Below are 16,416 nucleotides of genomic sequence, written 5' to 3' on the forward strand. Positions count from 1 at the left end.
GGAAGCCCGAAAACGTAAGGCAGTTGCTTCCGGTATCGCTCCGATGCCCGGCCAGCGCATCAGGTACCTTACCGGTTCATTCGAGTCTCGATGCAGTCGGGTTTATTGCCATGATCAGCCGCAAACTGGCAGCGGCTAGCATTCCGTGCAATACGGTTGCAGACTATCGCCACGACTATATTCCCGTTCCCTTTGATCCCGCCGGCGAAGCGATGACCTTTCTAAGAGAAATCGCGACCGCATCTCGTGATTTGCCTTGGACGCGGCCTATGCAGGCACGCTCTCGGGGGTATTGTCCGAAGCGGTTAATTTTTCTATATCGCGGGAAATTTTCGTAGCGTTGGCACAGCAGCCTTGATCCATGCTGATGTATTCATTAGATTAAAGAAAACATAAAGGACATTTAACAATCATTTCCGGGGGGTGTCGGAGTATCTGATCCAGTCGCGTCGTGACCGGGGGGTATCTACTCCGGGATCAAGCGGTTTTGCGCAGAACTGGAGAGGATATGCCCGAATCGACCGACAATCATTCTGATTCAGCCCGGCAGGAAGATACTGTCCAGTTCAGCCTTGAATACTGGCGCCAGCAGGCCGAAGCGTCGCGGGCTGCAATTGCGCGACTGGCGGCTCGCTTGAGAGGGCGTGACCGCCGTATCGAATTGTTGGAACTTGCTATCGCCAGAACGGTAGTCATGCATCACGTCTGGGCGGGACATCTCGAGCGCAAGCTGGAGCGGTCGCCCGTGCCTGCCCCCAATACCCAGCCCGGACAATCCCGTGCAGAGCCTGAACTGCAGAACGGCGTAATTGTTCGTCTTCCTCATCTGACCGGGACGCTCGAGGCGCTCTTCGATGTGATGCGAGAGCATTGGTCGCAGTGGGATCCCGAACGTCCCCCCAAATCTTCCACTGTCGCGCGCGCCATTGACGAGAAGCTCGGCCTCAAAGGGCAGGCGAATGGCGAAGCGTCGCGCAGTGCCCAGACCTTTGCAGCCGCACTGAGGCCGGATTCGGTCAACGAGAAGGACGGGCGCCATCGCTGAACGCACTCTCTGACGGGACATTCCGACGATATGACGGAATTGCCCGTCAGGCGCTACCGCTGCTTGAATGGGACCTGTGCAGCAACTCATTCGGGCAGAACAGCGGGAGGGTGGCCATGTCGGGTCAATTGCGAGGAACGGGCGCGATATTGCGGCGCGGTCAGGTCGAGCAGCAAGTTGGCCTGAAGCGCTCGACGATCTACCAGCGGATGCAGGAGGGAACGTTTCCGCGCCCGATCCGTCTGGGTGAGCGGGCTGTCGGATGGCGTGCGTCTGATATCGAGCTGTTTCTTGAGAATCCCGCTGGGTATCGCGCGCCCCCGTCTGATGATGAGGCCCGCGATGCATGAGCGTTCGACGCCGCGCTCTATCGACGCCCGCCTGGATAACTGGGCGAGTGCGGGTCGCGGTCCGTATGATCCGGTGGACGCCGTTCGCATAGAACAGGCGTGGCAGCGGCTTGCCACGCGTCAGCGGGATTTATTACGCACGGTGTACCTGTGGCGTGCCGGACGTGAGGTGGTTTGCCGGCGGCTCAGGATTCCACGGTATCCGTGGTGCCGGTATGAACTTGAACTGGCGTCGGCGAAGCGGGCGTTGGCGGGTCTGCTGATGGAGAGACCATGAGGCAGCACAGTATGGCAATAGGCTGAAAAACGGAGCAGATGGCGGGCGCGAATCAATCTCGCGCGCCGGCGGTGAGGCTTCGTTCGTAATTCAACAATCTGTTCCGGTCAACGTGCCAATGCGCGAGCGGCACGACCGAGTGCGCGTGAGCGGCCCCGACGTACCAATGGATGCGTGTGTACATGGTGCTTGTGTCATGACGTGTGCCTGCGTTTGCAGGCGTTGTTGCTTTCCAGTATTTGGTCCCCCTTGAGCCCGCGGTGAGCCTCCCGGCGCCGCGGGTTCCTTTTTCCCCGCTTCCGTTCCTGTACGCCGGTGCGGCATGGATAAAAGGAAGCGGATCATGAAACGGTTTCAGTTGGTCGTGGAGGGGCGTCGGTTGCGAACGATGCGCAGTGTCCTGCACCGGTGGTGCGTCGCGCTCGCATTGTTCGCCGAGACATCGATCCTCGCGCCCTGTCTGGCCCATGCGGACGACTGGGGTTGCCAGGTTTTGCTCTGCCTTTCAAATCCGAGCGGTCCCGAGCAATACAGCGGGTGCGTGCCGCCGATCGAGAAGCTGTGGCGTGCGCTGCGTCACGGCGATCCCTTTCCGACCTGTGGTTTCGGCGCAGGCGGCTCGCAGGGAACATTCGCGACCAACACTTTTGCAAGCGGCGGTTACTGCCGGGAAGACCTCCTGTATTGGGGCGGTCACGAGCAGAGCGAACTGCTGTGCCGCGCCACCGGGGCAATTAACGTCGATATCAACAATCAACTCTATACCCACGTCTGGTGGGACGTAGCGGGACCTGGGCCGACGATCACCGAATTCTACGGTGCGGGCAGTACACAGGTGCCGTACGACCCGTCGCAGTCTGCCGCGCTGTTCCTGCAGCAGATCGGGCAGCAAAACAGCTTCAGCGGTGGAGGTCAGTGATGCTGCCGCTCGATTTCATTGCGCTCGCGGCGCAATGTGCGCCTCAAGTCTCACTGGTTACGTTGGCGGCGATTGTGCGGACGGAATCCGGATTTAATCCGTATGCGATCGGCGTTGTGCACGGCCGGTTGGTGCGTCAGCCGGCGAGCCAAGCCGAGGCAGTGGCCACGGCGCATGCGCTTGCCGCCGGTGGCCGGAGTTTCAGCGTCGGGCTCGCGCAGGTGAATCGCGCCAACTGGCTCGCATATGGGCTGAACGAGCAGAGTGCATTCGAGCCATGCCGCAACCTAGCTGCGGGCGCCGCGATCCTGCAGGGCTGTTTCGAACTAGCGCGACGCGCGCAGGCGGATGCCCGGCGCGATGCACAGTCGGCCCTGCGCGCGAGCCTGTCCTGCTATGCAAGCGGCAATTTCTCGACGGGCTATCGCACGGGCTATGTGCAGCGCGTGATCAGTGGCGCCGGAATCCAGGTGCCGCCATCGGCACCTGTCGTCGTGCCGTCCATTGCCCCAATTCCCGTCGGTCCGGCCAGTTCCGACGTGCCAACCCAGGCGACACGATCTCGACAGGGCCGGCATCCGGTATCGGAGCCGGCGGAGATATCACCAGGTAGACCCGACGGCGATTCAGACCGTAGCGCCGTGGTGTTCTAGTCCGGCGGCCAGACGATAGCAGAACCATCTCAAGTGGAAAGGAGTTTGTCATGAATTTAGGAATACATATCAGTATGGAGCGTCATTCGGGCACCCCGAGCGTAGTCCTTGCCAGCCGTCGGGCAGCACGGCGAACCACTGCCATGTGCATCACACTGCTGGTCACTTCTCCGGCCTGGGCACAGCTCTCTCAGGTCAACACATTGCTGACCACGATCCAGACGACGCTGCTCGGCGTGGGCGGCGTCATCTGCTCGATCTCCATCATCTGGGCGGGCTTCCGGATGATGTTCCAGCACGCTCGCTTCGGCGACATTGCGAACGTGTTCATCGGTGGTCTCTTTGTCGGCTGCGCGACGGTGATCGCCGGCATGCTGATTCCGACGAGCTGATCGGGAGCGACGAACCATGAATCCGCTTATGAACTCACTTAGGGATCCCGTCTTCAAGGGTTGCACGCGGCCCGCGATGCTCTGGGGCGTACCGCTGGTTCCGTTCCTGATCGTTGGTGGTGGCATGCTGATCCCGGCCATCTGGGCACTGCTCGCGAGTCCACCGACGGGTGTCGGGCTGCTGTTCCTGATGATTCCGGTGTTCGTTGCGATGCGCGTCATCACCCGACGCGACGACCAACGCCTCGCGCAATATGCGCTGCGCCTGCGCATGGCTTTCCGCCAGGGCAACCGTCGCTTCTGGGGGATTCACGCCTATGTGCCCGTTCGCCTCAAGAGGAGGGCGTGAGATGCCGGCCGATCCGAAATACGTCCGGGTTGCGAATCGGGAGGTTGCACTCGCCGACACCATCCCTTACTCGACGCACGTCACAGACCACGTGATCAGGACGCGCGAAGGCGACTACTTGCGGATCTGGAAACTGGCGGGCATCGCGTTTGAAGCCGCTGATCCGGCCGACATCCTTGTGCGTCACGACGGGTTCAATCAACTGGTACGTGCTTTGCCTGGCGGCCATGTGGCACTCTGGTCGCATCGTCTGCGCCGGCGTGTCTCGGACCACTTCGCCACACCTTATGGCAACCGCTTCTGCCAGGAGCTCGCCACACGCTATTACGCCAGCTTCGCCGGTTACCGGATGATGGCCAACGAGCTCTACCTGACGCTCGTCTACCGGCCCAACCGTACGAAAATTGGCCGTATTTTCAGCCGCGCCGCGCGTCGCACGCGAGACGACATCAGGCGCGACCAGCAGGACGCACTCAAGGTCATGGACGAACTCGCCGCTCAGCTCGAGTCGAGCCTGAAACCCTACGATCCGGTCGCGCTCGGGGTTTATCGCAAACCGAACCCGTACACGAAGCGGTCTCGCCGGTATTCGTCGGCGCTGGAACTGCTCGGCTATCTCGTCAACGGCGTCTGGGAGCCGGAGCCGGTTCCGTTTGGACTTATTCGCGAAGCGTTGCCGACCTCACGCCTGTTCGTCGGCGTCGAGAAAGTCGAAATCCGCATGCCGGCTGCCACGCGGCATGCCGCGCTGCTTGACCTGAAGGACTATCCCGAGGAAACCGAGCCGGGCATGCTCAACGGCCTGCTGTACGGCGACTTCGAATATATCGAAACGCAGAGCTTCACAATTCTCGACAAGCCCAGCGCGAAGGAAGCGCTTGAGCGGCAGCGCAACCAGCTCATTGCCGGCGAGGATGTGGCGGTCTCGCAGGTCAACGCGATGGATCAGGCGCTCAATGACCTGATCAACGGTGATTTTGTGCTGGGCGAGTTTCACTATTCGCTCGCGGTGCTGGCTGATACGCCAGAGGATGTGTCCAAGCATGTTGCGAAGGCTCGCACACAGCTCGCCGACGCGGGGTTCCAGACGGCACTGATCGATCTCGTGGCCGACGCCGCGTGGTTCGCCCAGTTGCCAGGTAACTGGCGCTACCGGCCGCGCGAGGCCAAGCTCACGTCCCGCAATTTCTGTGGCCTGTCCAGCCTGCACAACTTCGCGACGGGCAAGCGCGACGGCAACCCGTGGGGCGAGGCGATCACTATCGTCAAGACGCCGAGCGGCCAGCCGCTGTACCTCAATTTCCACGTCACGCCGGAGAAGCAGGATTCGGGCGACGAGAAGGCTCTTGCCAACACCCAGATTATCGGTCAGGCCGGTGCGGGCAAGACGGTGCTTGAGCTGTTCCTGCTCGCGATGGCGACGAAGTTCGGTCTGACCGCCGTGTTGTACGACAAGGACCGCGGTACCGAGATCGCCATCCGGGCGATGGGCGGCATCTATACGGTGTTTCGCCGTGGCGAGCCAACGGGGCTCAATCCATTTCAGATGACGCCCAATGAATCCGTGCTCGACTTCTGGGAGCGGCTCGTGCGCAAGCTTGTCGATATAGGTACACGGCTGTCCGCGAGGGACGAGCTCGACATCTCGCGCGCGGTGCGGGAAGTCGCCCGAATGGATAAATCGCTGCGGCGTCTGTCGATGGTCCGGCAGCTACTGCCGAACGTCGGCGAGAACAGCCTGCACGCGCGACTCGCTAAATGGTGCGCAGGCGGCCGGCTTGGCTGGGTGCTCGACAATCCGACCGATCGCGTGGATCTCACGCGCTCGAACCTCTTCGGCTTCGACGATACCGAACTGCTCGATGACTCTGAAGTGTCGACGCCCGTCACGATGTACCTGCTGCACTTGACGGAACGCGTGATCGACGGCCGGCGCTTCATCTATGTGATGACGGAGTTCTGGAAGCGGCTGGGTGACCCCGTCTTCACGGATTTCGCGAAGAACAAGCAGAAGACGATTCGCAAGCAGAACGGCCTGGGGATTTTCGACACACAGTCTCCGGCCGACGTGCTGCGCAGTGATATCGCGCGTGCATTGATCGAGCAGAGCGCGACCTTCTTCTTTCTGCCGAACCCAAGGGCCGACTACGACGACTACGTACACGGGTTCAAGCTCACCGAGGCCGAGTTCAATATCGTGCGCAATCTTGGCGAGAACAGCCGCATGTTTCTCGTCAAGCAGGGGCATCGTTCGGCGATCGGCCGGCTCGATCTCGCGGGGCTGGGCGACGTGCTCGACGTGCTGTCCGGTACGACCGATAACGTGGAGCTGCTCGATACGATCCGCGCGCAGGTCGGGGACAATCCCGACGTGTGGTTGCCAGTCTTCCACGCCCAACTAGCGAAGCGCCGCGCGGCGCAGAAGGGAGGCGTGCGATGAGCGGCCTTTTTAGCGCGATCGGCGGCACGCTCGAGAACGGCATGTCGACCTACGTCACGAATGTGTCGTCGGCGCTCTCCGGCGCACTCGTTCCCATCGTGACCACCGCGGTCACGATCTGGATCATTGCCTATGGTCTGGCCATCGTGCGTGGCGAGGCACACGAGGCGGTACCGGCTTTCGCATGGCGTGGGCTCAAGGTTGCCGCGATTCTCGCATTTGCCCTCGGCAGCGGCATCTACCAGCAGCAGGTCGTGGCGGCGGTGAGCGGCGCTACCTCGGGTCTCGCCCAGACCATCCAGAACGCGGCCAATACGAGGGGTGGCGGCAATCCCGGTTGCGGGTCGGTGAGCGGCAGCAGTGTGACGGCGGCGAGCGCGACCAGTATCTACCAGACGCTCGACTGTTATGACCAGCAAATCGATCTCGTACTGGACGCCTACTCGGAGAAGGCCACGCACGAGGGGCTCAGCCCCAGCGGGATTGCCGCTGCGATTGGCGATACGGCGTGCGGGTTCGTCGCAGCGATTGGTGGTTCGATTTTCCTGATCGTGCTTGCATTTGAGGTCGTGATGGGGCGCATGCTGCTTGATCTTGTGCTCGGTATCGGGCCGATTTTCATTGCCTGCGCCGCGTTCGCACCCACTGCCCGATTCTTCGAGGCGTGGACCGCGAAGGTCGCGAACTACGCGCTGCTGCAGGTGCTCGTTGCCGCCTTCCTTGGCGTGGCCCTGACGGCATTCTCGGCCGAGCTTGCGCCGTTCCAGGTGACGACATCGCCGCCCGGAGCCAATGCGGCTGCGCTCGTTGCTGCGGGGCAGGCGGCACTGGAAGCGTCGGCAGCGTGGGGCGCGGCACTTGGCATGTTTGCAACCGCTATTTTCCTGGCGATGGTCGGCTGGCAGTTACCGTCCGTGGCGTCGGGCCTCTCGGGTGGCGCCACCCTGTCCGGGTTCGGCGCATTCGTGGCGGGCGTCGCATCGCGCCGCATTGCTACAGCGATTGGACAGGCGCTAACCCGTGGCGGAAATGGTCCGGGCTCCGGTGGCAAGATTCGCGACCGGACGGGTTCGGGGGGCGGTGGAACAGCTTCAGGGAACGGCGCGTTACCCGCGTACCAGCGGGCCGCACGCGCCAATCTGGGACAGGGCAGTTGAGTGTGTGAGGTGACGATCATGACAGGACGATTCAAGGTAGCCGGTGCGGCAGTCGTGTGGGCAACGCTTTCCTGCGTTGGTCACGCCCAGGGCATCCCGGTATTCGACGCACAGAACGTGGCTCAGGCGATTGCGACGGTGGCCCAGCTTGAGCAGCAGGTCCAGCAGGAGATCGAGATCTATCAGTCCACGGTCGGTACGCGCGGCTTCGGTGCGCTGCTGAACAATCCGGTGATCCCGAATTCCCTGCCGTCGAACTGGCAGGGCGTGTATACGGCCGTCCAGAGCGGGGGCTACGCCGGACTTACGGGCAGCGCCCAGGCCTTGCGCTCGGCGAGTGAGATATATAACTGCGAGGACCAGACTGGCATTGACCAGAAGGTGTGCCAGCGTGCGCTGAACAAGCCATTCCAGGACAAGGCGTTCGGTCTGCAGGCGTACCAGACCGAGTTGCAGGAGCTGAACCAGATCCAGAGCCTGATGCAGCAGATCGACGTCACGCAGGATCCGAAAGGCGTGGCGGAACTCCAGGCGCGTATCCAGAGCGAAACGACGACGGTTGGTAACGAGATGACCAAGCTGCAGCTGTTCCGGATGCTGGCAGAGACGGAAGACAGGCTCGTCGCCGAACAGCAGAGCGAACTGGTGCTGAGCCGGGCGGGGAACACTGCTCGGTTGCAGGACCAGATGGTATCGGCCTCGTTCGGAAACTGAGGGGGCGATCATGTGCAAATTCCCGCTTGGTGTACTTTCTATGTGTTTCGCTATCCTAATCAGTGGGTGCGCGTCAGGCCCACCAAAACCCGTGCTGCCGGACGGATCACGTCGCGTGCCCGTCAATCGGGTACCACCAGTTCCGGCCGCGTCTGCTCCGTCGGCGTTCCCTGACACGCCGGCCGAAGGAGGTGGGCGATGAACACCCCCGACGACTACGGGCGGGTACTCGACATTGAGGCGTCGCTCACACACCTGCAGGAGCGGTCCGTGCGGCGCGCCTGGCACGTCGCCTACGGCGCGCTCGGGGTGGCGGTGCTGAGTGTCATGGCACTTGCCGTCATGGTGCCTTTCTACCGGGTGGTGCCGCTGCCGATCGAGGTCGATCGCCTGACGGGCGAATCGCAGGTGATCGACGTGCTAGACGCGGGTCACGTCCATACGAAGGAGATCCAGGACAAGCACTGGGCCGAGGCGTATGTGCGTGCCCGTGAGCGTTACGACTGGGGTCTGCTGCAGATGGATTACGACAGCGTGCTCGCCATGAGCGATGACGTGGTGGCGCGCGACTATCTCGGTGTCTATAGCGGCCCGGACGCGCTGGACCGGCAGCTCGGCCCGAATACCGAGCGGCGCGTGCGGATTATCTCAACCACGCTGCCGCCCGACGAACCGGGCCATGCTGTCGTGCATATCGAACGCACGACGTTCAAAAACGGCCTCGCGAACGCGGAGCCCCCACAACGCTTCGTGATCACGCTCGCGTACACCTACCGGCCGCCAGTCTTTACTCGCGAAAGCGTTGCCGTTGCAAACCCGTTCGGCTTCAAGGTAACGGCCTATAGCCGCGATTCCGAATACACGCCACCGGCCTCGCCCACGGCTGTGGGAGGCACACCATGAAACCGCTTTCTCTCATGGTTCCCTGGCTCGTCGGGCTAATGATGGTGAGCCCTGTTGTTCGCGCCTATGACCTGCCTGGCTGGTCCGAGGATTCGCGCGTCCGACAGATCGTGTATGCATCCGATGCTGTCGTACGTATCCAGGCTCAGCGTGGCTTTGCCACCCATATCGCGCTCGATCCGCACGAGCAGATCCAGGTCGTAGCGCCCGGCGATCGCGACGGCTGGCAAGTGGTAGCGAACAGGGGCGACCATGACGTGTACCTGAAGCCGCAATTTGCCGCCCACGATTCGAACCTCGAAATCCGGACCGACAAACGCTGCTATAGCTTCGATCTCGTCGTGCTGCCCCTGAAGGCGAAGTTTGGCAACGGCGACGAGATGTATCGCGTCACGTTCGTGTACCCGGATGAGGTGAAAGCACAGGCGCACGCCGAAACGGATGCGGAAATTGTCGCCCAGCGCCTGGGCCAGCCGCCCGTGGTGCGCAACACGCGGTATTCGATGCAGGTCATGTCGCACTCGGACGATATCGCGCCGACGGCGGCGTGGGATGACGGGCGGTTCACGTACATTCGCATTCCGAACAACCGGCGCATTCCCGCGATCTTCCGGGTGGCGGATGACGGCACCGAAAGCGTCGTCGACCGGCACATGGAGGACGACACGATCGTGGTGCACGAGGTGGCGAAGCGCTTCGTACTGCGTCTTGGCGACGAGGTCGTTGGTATATGGAACGACGCGTACGACATGGACGGCGTACCACCCCATGACGGTACGACGGCCATAGGTGTGAAGCGTGTCCCGAGGAGTCGCGGCGATGAATGACGATACCCGCAACACAATCGAGCCGGACGTTCCCAATGACCGTACCCAGGCAGGGCACGACCGCAATTCTGCTGGCACGTCCGATGTGTTCACAGATCGTGGCATGCCGGCTCTCGGACAGTACCGCAGGACGCGCCCGCGGGCCTGGTGGCTGACACCGCTCGTCGTCATCGTCCTGGCGGGCGGCGGTGCGGTCTGGACGATCCATGCGTTCCTAGCCCGTCATGATGCAGAAGCCAAAGCGCGTCGGGACGCGGTGGCGCAGACGCCGGTACCGGGCCGGGTGTTCAGGGATGGTCCGGTCGCAGCGAGTGCGGCATCCGCATCGCCCGCGGCGAGTGCACCTGTCCCGACGTCAGAACCGGGGCAAGTGCCGGCCGTGGTCCGATCGCCTGCAGCGGTTGCGCATCCAATATCTGCGCGCAGCTACTACGATGCGCCGCTGCTTGCGACGGGTAACACGTCCGGAGCGGGTGGCCAGGTAGGAGGTGTCTCGATCGAACCCGGCGCGCTGGGGACAGAAGGTATTCCGGATGGTGTCGCGGGGGCAGCCTCCTCTGTGGCGGCAGTCGTGTCCGGCCGGACGGTCAGTGCAGCCGGACAGGGTGGGGCGGGAACACTCGCCCAGGCGCTGACGCCAACTGCCACGCCGCGGGTCCGGGCGGGCACGCTCGGCAACCGCAGCCTGGTCCTTGCGCAGGGAGCCAAGATTGACTGCGGAGGCGACACTGCGTTCGATTCAACCGAGGCGGGGTTGTCTACCTGCACCGTGACGAAGAATGTCTATTCCGACGACGGACGGGTGGTGCTGATCGAACGGGGCTCGCAGATCAACAGCCAGTATCGGTCGAACCTTTCGCCGGGGCAGAAACGGACCTTCATTCTGGCTGCACGTATCGAGACGCCGCTTGGCGTGACCGTCGAGATAGATTCGCCGGCAGCCGATGCACTGGGTCGCATGGGGATTGACGGCTATGTGGACAACCACTGGGGCGCGCGTTTCGGGGCGGCAATGCTGCTCGGCGTGACCCAGGACGCCATCGGCTATCTGGCGACGCGTGGTGGAAACAGCAATGGCTCTGTCGTCTACGAGAACACGCAGCAGCAGGGCAACGACATGGCCACGCGGGTGCTCGACAGCACGATCAACATCCCGCCGACGCTGACACAAAATCAGGGCGCCGAATTCACGATCGTTGTGGCGCGGGATCTCGATTTCGAATCGGTCTATGCGCTGCAACCGGAGGGTGCGCGATGATCGCCCGTACTGACATGCAGGATCAGTCGAGAGACGCGGTGCTGGCTCGGCTTCCCGACGATGCATCCGTGCGGGAGCTCATGCGGCCGTTCGCGCGATTACTGGAACACACCGACGTGACCGAACTGGTCATCAACCGGCCACAGCGCGTGCTGACCGAATCGCATCGCGGGTGGCATGGCTACGACTACACCGATCTCGATTACGAGCGCCTGATGTCGTTCGCGGTGGCCGTCGCGACGCTCACGAACCAGGAAGTCTCGGCGCAACATCCCGTCCTTTCCGCATTGCTACCGGGTGATGCTCGCATCCAGATCGTGGTGCCGCCTGTCGTGCCGCCGCGCACAGTCTCGATCACGATCCGCCGCCCGTCCGCACGCGAGAAAACGCTCGACGCGTACCGGGATGAGGGGCTGTTCGACGATACGGTCTGGCATCGCCCGGATGGGCTCGACGCGGCATTGCCGATGCTGCGCCCTGGTGATCGCAAGCTGGTCCACTGTCTGGAAGCGCGAGATTGGGGCGCGTTCTTTGAGCTCGCCGTGACAGGGCGGCTCAACATCGCGATCGTCGGCAATACGGGGTCCGGCAAGACCAGTTTCATGAAGACCCTGTGCCGGGCGATCCCGGCTACTGAGCGAATCGTGACGATCGAGGATGTACGCGAGCTTTTTATCCGGCACATCGAGAACTGCGTCCATCTGCTGTACAGCAAGGGCGGTCACGGCCAGGCGCGCGTGACACCGGCGGACCTGATCGCGAGCACGATGCGCATGCGACCCGACCGGGTTCTGCTCGCTGAGTTGCGTGGCGCCGAAGCCTACGATTTCCTGAAACTCCTGACGACGGGCCACTCGGGTTCGATCACGAGCTATCACGCGTCGAGCGCCGCGGTCGCGATCGAGCGCTTTGCGCTGATGGCGAAAGAGCATCCCGAAGCTGCGGCGTATGACGATGCTGCATTGAAGCGCCTGCTCTTTCTGACCATCGATGTGGTGGCGCACATGGAAGCGCATGCCCTCTACAACGAAGCGGGTGAACAGACGGCTAAGCGCTGGAGCATGACGGAAGTCTGGTTCGATCCGGTGCGCAAGGTGCGCACGGCGTTCGCGTGAGGCCAGTATGGACACGAACCGTCTATCCCTGACTGATCCCGAAGCTGCCAATGCCGTGGCGCCTCACGTTCGCGCGGCTGCGATCACGATCGTTGCGCTGGCGCTTCTCGCCGGAGCCCTGCTGGCGTCGCTGTGGCTCGCGTCCTTCTTCCTGTATGCCAGCCTACGGGTGAATCCACTTCACGCAGGACTGTGGGGCTGGCCCGATGCGCTGCTCGCCTGGCATGACGGCCGGATGCTGAACGGTGGCCGGCGTCTGGCAGGTGCTGCGCTGTTGGGCGTACTCGTCGCGGTGGGTGGCCCTGCGATGGGGCTGTATTCGCTGGTGACGAGTTCCGGGCGGCGGCGCCTCTACGGCAGTGCCCGGTTTGCCAGCGAAGCGGAAATCCGCGCGGCGGGGTTGCTATGACCGCGCAGATGAACATAGACACCCCAGCCATCGTCGTAGGCGTGTGGCGAGGCCGTTATCTGCGCTTCGCTGGGCAGCAGTTCGTGCTGCTCGCCGCGCCTGCGCGCTCGGGTAAGGGCGTCGGTATCGTGATCCCGAACCTGTTGAGCTACCCCGATTCCGTCGTGGTGCTCGACATCAAGCGCGAAAACTATGCGTTGACCGCTGGATTCAGACGCGCACACGGGCAGGACGTGTACCTGTTCGACCCGTTCGCGGAAGACGGTCGCACGCATCGGTACAACCCGCTGTCGGCGATCTCGGAGGGGCTCTTCCGTGTGGGTGACATTCTCGCGATAGGTTATGCCCTGTATCCGCCGGGTGGGCATGATGACTTCTGGAAGGACCAGGCGCGCAATCTGTTTCTCGGCATCGTATTGCTGCTGTGCGAATGGCGAGATGCGAGACGGGCAGGCAAAGGGGCAACCATCCCTGACTATCCCGTCACGATGGGCGAGGTGCTGCGGCAGTCGTCCGGTAACGGCACGCCGGTCAAGGCGTACCTGCAGCGTGCGCTCGTCCAGCATCGGGATCTGCTGACCGGGCCGTGCGTCGACGCCCTGAACCGCTTCCTTTCAAACGACGACAAGGTGCTCGCAAGTATTCTCGCGACATTCCATGCGCCGCTCACGATCTGGGCCAATCCGATCGTCGATGCGGCGACGAGCGCCAACGACTTCGACCTGCGCGACGTGCGCCGCCGCCGCATGTCGGTCTATATCGGGATCACACCGGACCACCTTTCCGAGGCAGCGCTGCTCGTGAACCTGGTGTTCTCGCAACTCGTCAATCTCAACACGAAGCAGTTGCCCGAGGCGGACCCCACGCTCCGGTTCCAGTGCCTGCTGCTGCTCGACGAGATGACAGCGATCGACAAGATCCACATCATCGCGCGCGCGGTCGCCTACATGGCGGGCTATAACCTGCGCCTGCTGTCAATCGTCCAGTCGATTGCGCAGTTCGAATCGGTCTACGGCCGGGCCGACGCGCGCACGTTCCTCACGAACCACGCAATGCAGATTCTCTATGCACCGCGCGAACAGAAGGATGCGAACGACTACTCGGAGATGCTCGGTACCTTCACCGACCAGTCGCGTAGCGTCAGCCGCTCGAGCGGGATCTTCGGTGGCCGGGGTGGGGCGAGCGAGAGTGTGTCCGAGCAGCGTCGGCCGCTGCTGCTACCGCAAGAACTAAAAGAACTCGGCCGCGACAAGGAAATCATCGTGCTGGAGAACACCAAGCCAATACTCGCCAACAGGATCTGCTACTGGCGCGATCCTGTGTTTGCTTCCCGCGTGTCGGCCGCACCATCGGTGCCTGCGATGAATCTGGCGCGCTTCAGTGCCCAGGCCGAGCGACGGCTGCGCGAGGTGCAGCCAGACGAGATCGATCCGGATGGTGCGGGTCTCGTCCATCTTCCGGCGGAGTACCTGGAAGTGCTGCAGGCATGGGACCCGCGCGATCTGCCGCAAAGGCATTCCGACCTGAGCGAGGACGAGGTTACAGCCTATGTCGAGCGGCATTTCATGCTGCTGGGGGTACCGGCCGAGCGCGTTGCGCGGGCGACACGTCGGCTGTCCGTGGCGGACCTTGATGTAGCGGAACTGGTGCCGGCTAAATCCGCGCGTGCGAAGCGTGGACCTGTGCTGGTCGCCAAATCGAACGTTGTATCGATCCAGGGAGGCCGGCCATGAGCACGGCCTATGTGAATGAAACCGCGCGTGTGCGAGCCGCACTGGCCGTCATTCCTGCGGATGATTACGACAAGTGGGTCGACATGGCATTCGCGCTCAAGCACGGCTTCGGCGATGCCGGTTTCGAGATCTGGGACGAGTGGAGTGGCACGGCCGGCAACTACAACGAACGTTCGGCGCGCACCACCTGGCGTTCGGCAAGGGAGTCCGGCGGCAAGACGCTCGCCTCGCTTTTCTGGCTCGCGCGCCAGCACGGTTTCGACCTGAAGCGTACCCACTATCCCGACCGGATGGCAACAGCGCTCGCGCCACATCCCGACGTGCTCGAATGGAGGGCACGCGATGAGGCCCGGCAGCAGGCCCGGCACGCAGAGGTGGCTCGCGAGGCACAGGAAATCTGGCAATGGGCACGACCGGTAGGCCCGGAACACCCGTATCTCGTTCGCAAGCAGCTAGAGTCGACGCGGTCACTGCGCGAGCTGGAAGCCCCCGAACTGCATGTATTGCTGGGTTACGTTCCAGCGAGCGAAGAGCAGCCGCTCATGGGACGGGTGCTTCTGGTGCCGTGCTGGATCGGCGAAGCGATCTCGACGCTCGAGCTGATCGATGAACACGGCTGTAAATCATCGCTGGCTGGCGGCGTGAAGAGAGGTGGGTACTGGATCGGCGGGCCTGTCGCGATCGATAGCGAACCCACCGCACCCATCGTGATCGGCGAAGGTATGGCGACTGTGCTGTCTGCGCATCGCGCGACCGGATGGGTGGCGCTCGCAGCCCTGTCGAGTGGGACCCTGCCTCAGGTCGCTGGAATTGTGCGTGATCGATATCCCGACGCTGATCTGGTTGTCCTTGGGGATCTTGGGCCGGGTGAAGCCAAGGCCCGACAGGCGGTAGAAGAGTCGCTCGCGCGTCTGGCGCTGCCGGTATTCGCAGCCGGCGCACGGACCGACGACAAGGTCCCGACGGATTGCAACGACATGGCGGTGCTGTCGGGGCTAGCGCGGGTCGGCGATCGCTTGCGGGAAATTGCATTCAGAAACTTTGAACGGACAGTCGAGGGCCTGGAGCCGACTGTGGTTATGGCAACCGACGCAATGGTGGACGAACTGAAGGAGGAAATGATGAGCCGTGTGAAAGAAACATTGGTGAACGAAACAGAGAGCGGCTCGCGCCGCCAGTCATCGAAGCGCGGTGCCCCGAAGCAGGCCGATCCGCCAGAATCTCACGTGCCGACGGGTGCACCTGCGCCAGCGGAGCATCCGGTGGCCGGGCCTTCCGCACCGCCGCCGGATGCCGACGCTCCCGCAGTCGGGGCAACGCGTCCGATATCGACACGCCCGCCCGTTGGCGAGCCGCTGCTCGCTCTGACGGATGTGCCCAACGAAGTCCGGGCGCTGGCCGAACACCGCTTCGGCACACCCTTGCGCATGGGCACACCACGCGAGAACGGCGGCCCGTACCGCGGAGAGGTGTTCAACACCGAGCACTATCTGATTCAGGAGGTCGCAACGCGCAGTGTCGTCTTCCATCCGAAGGGGCGGATGGAATTTGCATCGGACCGGCTCCGGTGGATGGATGAGAACGCCCGTCTAAATGGATCGGAGTTGCAGATCGGATACGACGGGGACCGGCCGAAAGTCTATCCGTGGGATCGCGCGCGTGACCTGCTGGAGCGCACGGTCGGCTCGTTGAAGAAGTCTGCACGCGAGCTGAATTTCAGTCCAAACCTCGAGGGCATGCTGGATCAGCTGCAGGCGCGGTCATGGGCACGCGTGCGTGAGGCGCGCGCAGCAGCGCTGGAGCAGTCGAAGGAGCGGGCCGCGTCGCAGGGCCCTCTTGGGCCGGACCGTTGAACTGTCTCATGTGTCGTCGGCT

At 62.9% G+C, this 16,416-nt stretch carries 18 protein-coding genes; all 18 read left to right on the forward strand.

Going from position 1 to position 16,416, the window contains the following annotated elements:
* The first annotated feature begins 110 nt into the window (after window positions 1–110).
* The 18 genes from HB376_RS41675 to HB376_RS05450 all read left to right on the forward strand — a co-directional run bounded on the left by HB376_RS41675 (window position 111) and on the right by HB376_RS05450 (window position 16,394).
* Window positions 111–338, forward strand: a complete 228-nt coding sequence (locus HB376_RS41675) for a hypothetical protein (protein WP_346730444.1) — start codon at window positions 111–113, stop codon at window positions 336–338.
* Window positions 339–508: 170 nt separating this feature from the next.
* Window positions 509–1,045, forward strand: coding sequence for a hypothetical protein (locus HB376_RS05370; RefSeq protein ID WP_213762402.1), 537 nt, complete (start codon window positions 509–511; stop codon window positions 1,043–1,045).
* 116 nt (window positions 1,046–1,161) lie between these two features.
* Complete coding sequence (locus tag HB376_RS05375; RefSeq protein WP_213762403.1) at window positions 1,162–1,395, forward strand: AlpA family phage regulatory protein; 234 nt, start codon at window positions 1,162–1,164, stop codon at window positions 1,393–1,395.
* Entirely contained in the window at window positions 1,388–1,672 is a 285-nt protein-coding gene (locus HB376_RS05380; RefSeq protein ID WP_213762404.1) for a hypothetical protein, read from the forward strand. The genes HB376_RS05375 and HB376_RS05380 overlap by 8 nt, the downstream gene beginning before the upstream one ends.
* 343 nt (window positions 1,673–2,015) lie before the next feature.
* Complete coding sequence (locus tag HB376_RS05385; RefSeq protein WP_213762405.1) at window positions 2,016–2,591, forward strand: hypothetical protein; 576 nt, start codon at window positions 2,016–2,018, stop codon at window positions 2,589–2,591.
* Window positions 2,591–3,244, forward strand: a complete 654-nt coding sequence (locus HB376_RS05390; protein ID WP_213762406.1) for a lytic transglycosylase domain-containing protein — start codon at window positions 2,591–2,593, stop codon at window positions 3,242–3,244. Before HB376_RS05385 ends, HB376_RS05390 begins: the two co-directional genes overlap by 1 nt.
* 50 nt (window positions 3,245–3,294) lie before the next feature.
* On the forward strand, window positions 3,295–3,636 hold the full coding sequence (locus HB376_RS05395) for a TrbC/VirB2 family protein (protein ID WP_213762407.1): 342 nt from the start codon (window positions 3,295–3,297) through the stop codon (window positions 3,634–3,636).
* A gap of 28 nt (window positions 3,637–3,664) precedes the next feature.
* Window positions 3,665–3,985 carry a VirB3 family type IV secretion system protein gene (locus HB376_RS05400; RefSeq protein ID WP_213762408.1) on the forward strand — a complete coding sequence of 107 codons (321 nt, stop codon included), beginning with the start codon at window positions 3,665–3,667 and terminating at the stop codon, window positions 3,983–3,985.
* 1 nt (window position 3,986) lies between these two features.
* Window positions 3,987–6,425, forward strand: a complete 2,439-nt coding sequence (locus HB376_RS05405) for a VirB4 family type IV secretion/conjugal transfer ATPase (protein ID WP_213762409.1) — start codon at window positions 3,987–3,989, stop codon at window positions 6,423–6,425.
* The gene (locus HB376_RS05410) at window positions 6,422–7,582 is read left to right on the forward strand and encodes a type IV secretion system protein (RefSeq protein ID WP_213762410.1); all 1,161 of its coding nucleotides are present in this window, start codon (window positions 6,422–6,424) and stop codon (window positions 7,580–7,582) included. The genes HB376_RS05405 and HB376_RS05410 overlap by 4 nt, the downstream gene beginning before the upstream one ends.
* Before the next feature lie 18 nt (window positions 7,583–7,600).
* Entirely contained in the window at window positions 7,601–8,296 is a 696-nt protein-coding gene (virB5, locus tag HB376_RS05415) for a P-type DNA transfer protein VirB5 (RefSeq protein ID WP_213762411.1), read from the forward strand.
* Window positions 8,297–8,494: 198 nt separating this feature from the next.
* Entirely contained in the window at window positions 8,495–9,199 is a 705-nt protein-coding gene (locus HB376_RS05420; protein WP_213762412.1) for a type IV secretion system protein, read from the forward strand.
* Between the two features lie 14 nt (window positions 9,200–9,213).
* The gene (locus HB376_RS05425; RefSeq protein WP_255631194.1) at window positions 9,214–10,026 is read left to right on the forward strand and encodes a TrbG/VirB9 family P-type conjugative transfer protein; all 813 of its coding nucleotides are present in this window, start codon (window positions 9,214–9,216) and stop codon (window positions 10,024–10,026) included.
* Window positions 10,019–11,284, forward strand: a complete 1,266-nt coding sequence (gene virB10, locus HB376_RS05430) for a type IV secretion system protein VirB10 (RefSeq protein ID WP_213762414.1) — start codon at window positions 10,019–10,021, stop codon at window positions 11,282–11,284. Before HB376_RS05425 ends, virB10 begins: the two co-directional genes overlap by 8 nt.
* On the forward strand, window positions 11,281–12,399 hold the full coding sequence (virB11, locus tag HB376_RS05435) for a P-type DNA transfer ATPase VirB11 (protein WP_213762415.1): 1,119 nt from the start codon (window positions 11,281–11,283) through the stop codon (window positions 12,397–12,399). Before virB10 ends, virB11 begins: the two co-directional genes overlap by 4 nt.
* 7 nt (window positions 12,400–12,406) lie before the next feature.
* Complete coding sequence (locus tag HB376_RS05440) at window positions 12,407–12,808, forward strand: hypothetical protein (RefSeq protein ID WP_213762416.1); 402 nt, start codon at window positions 12,407–12,409, stop codon at window positions 12,806–12,808.
* Complete coding sequence (locus tag HB376_RS05445) at window positions 12,805–14,541, forward strand: type IV secretory system conjugative DNA transfer family protein (RefSeq protein ID WP_213762417.1); 1,737 nt, start codon at window positions 12,805–12,807, stop codon at window positions 14,539–14,541. The genes HB376_RS05440 and HB376_RS05445 overlap by 4 nt, the downstream gene beginning before the upstream one ends.
* A complete protein-coding gene (locus HB376_RS05450; RefSeq protein WP_213762418.1) occupies window positions 14,538–16,394 on the forward strand; it encodes a PriCT-2 domain-containing protein in 1,857 nt (618 codons plus the stop codon). The genes HB376_RS05445 and HB376_RS05450 overlap by 4 nt, the downstream gene beginning before the upstream one ends.
* Window positions 16,395–16,416: the final 22 nt, after the last annotated feature.

Origin of the sequence: Caballeronia sp. dw_19, from assembly GCF_018449515.1 — a bacterium.
In the GTDB taxonomy this organism is placed as follows: domain Bacteria; phylum Pseudomonadota; class Gammaproteobacteria; order Burkholderiales; family Burkholderiaceae; genus Caballeronia.

Bases quoted from the DNA above. Each gene is read 5' to 3' on its own strand.
- HB376_RS05450 (WP_213762418.1), top strand. From the start codon at position 14,538: ATGAGCACGGCCTATGTGAATGAAACCGCGCGTGTGCGAGCCGCACTG.
- HB376_RS05425 (WP_255631194.1), top strand. From the start codon at position 9,214: ATGGTTCCCTGGCTCGTCGGGCTAATGATGGTGAGCCCTGTTGTTCGC.
- HB376_RS05405 (WP_213762409.1), top strand. From the start codon at position 3,987: ATGCCGGCCGATCCGAAATACGTCCGGGTTGCGAATCGGGAGGTTGCA.
- HB376_RS05400 (WP_213762408.1), top strand. From the start codon at position 3,665: ATGAACTCACTTAGGGATCCCGTCTTCAAGGGTTGCACGCGGCCCGCG.
- HB376_RS05380 (WP_213762404.1), top strand. From the start codon at position 1,388: ATGCATGAGCGTTCGACGCCGCGCTCTATCGACGCCCGCCTGGATAAC.
- HB376_RS05375 (WP_213762403.1), top strand. From the start codon at position 1,162: ATGTCGGGTCAATTGCGAGGAACGGGCGCGATATTGCGGCGCGGTCAG.
- HB376_RS05445 (WP_213762417.1), top strand. From the start codon at position 12,805: ATGACCGCGCAGATGAACATAGACACCCCAGCCATCGTCGTAGGCGTG.
- HB376_RS05385 (WP_213762405.1), top strand. From the start codon at position 2,016: ATGAAACGGTTTCAGTTGGTCGTGGAGGGGCGTCGGTTGCGAACGATG.
- virB11 (WP_213762415.1), top strand. From the start codon at position 11,281: ATGATCGCCCGTACTGACATGCAGGATCAGTCGAGAGACGCGGTGCTG.
- HB376_RS05370 (WP_213762402.1), top strand. From the start codon at position 509: ATGCCCGAATCGACCGACAATCATTCTGATTCAGCCCGGCAGGAAGAT.
- HB376_RS05410 (WP_213762410.1), top strand. From the start codon at position 6,422: ATGAGCGGCCTTTTTAGCGCGATCGGCGGCACGCTCGAGAACGGCATG.
- HB376_RS05440 (WP_213762416.1), top strand. From the start codon at position 12,407: ATGGACACGAACCGTCTATCCCTGACTGATCCCGAAGCTGCCAATGCC.
- virB10 (WP_213762414.1), top strand. From the start codon at position 10,019: ATGAATGACGATACCCGCAACACAATCGAGCCGGACGTTCCCAATGAC.
- HB376_RS41675 (WP_346730444.1), top strand. From the start codon at position 111: ATGATCAGCCGCAAACTGGCAGCGGCTAGCATTCCGTGCAATACGGTT.
- HB376_RS05420 (WP_213762412.1), top strand. From the start codon at position 8,495: ATGAACACCCCCGACGACTACGGGCGGGTACTCGACATTGAGGCGTCG.
- HB376_RS05390 (WP_213762406.1), top strand. From the start codon at position 2,591: ATGCTGCCGCTCGATTTCATTGCGCTCGCGGCGCAATGTGCGCCTCAA.
- virB5 (WP_213762411.1), top strand. From the start codon at position 7,601: ATGACAGGACGATTCAAGGTAGCCGGTGCGGCAGTCGTGTGGGCAACG.
- HB376_RS05395 (WP_213762407.1), top strand. From the start codon at position 3,295: ATGAATTTAGGAATACATATCAGTATGGAGCGTCATTCGGGCACCCCG.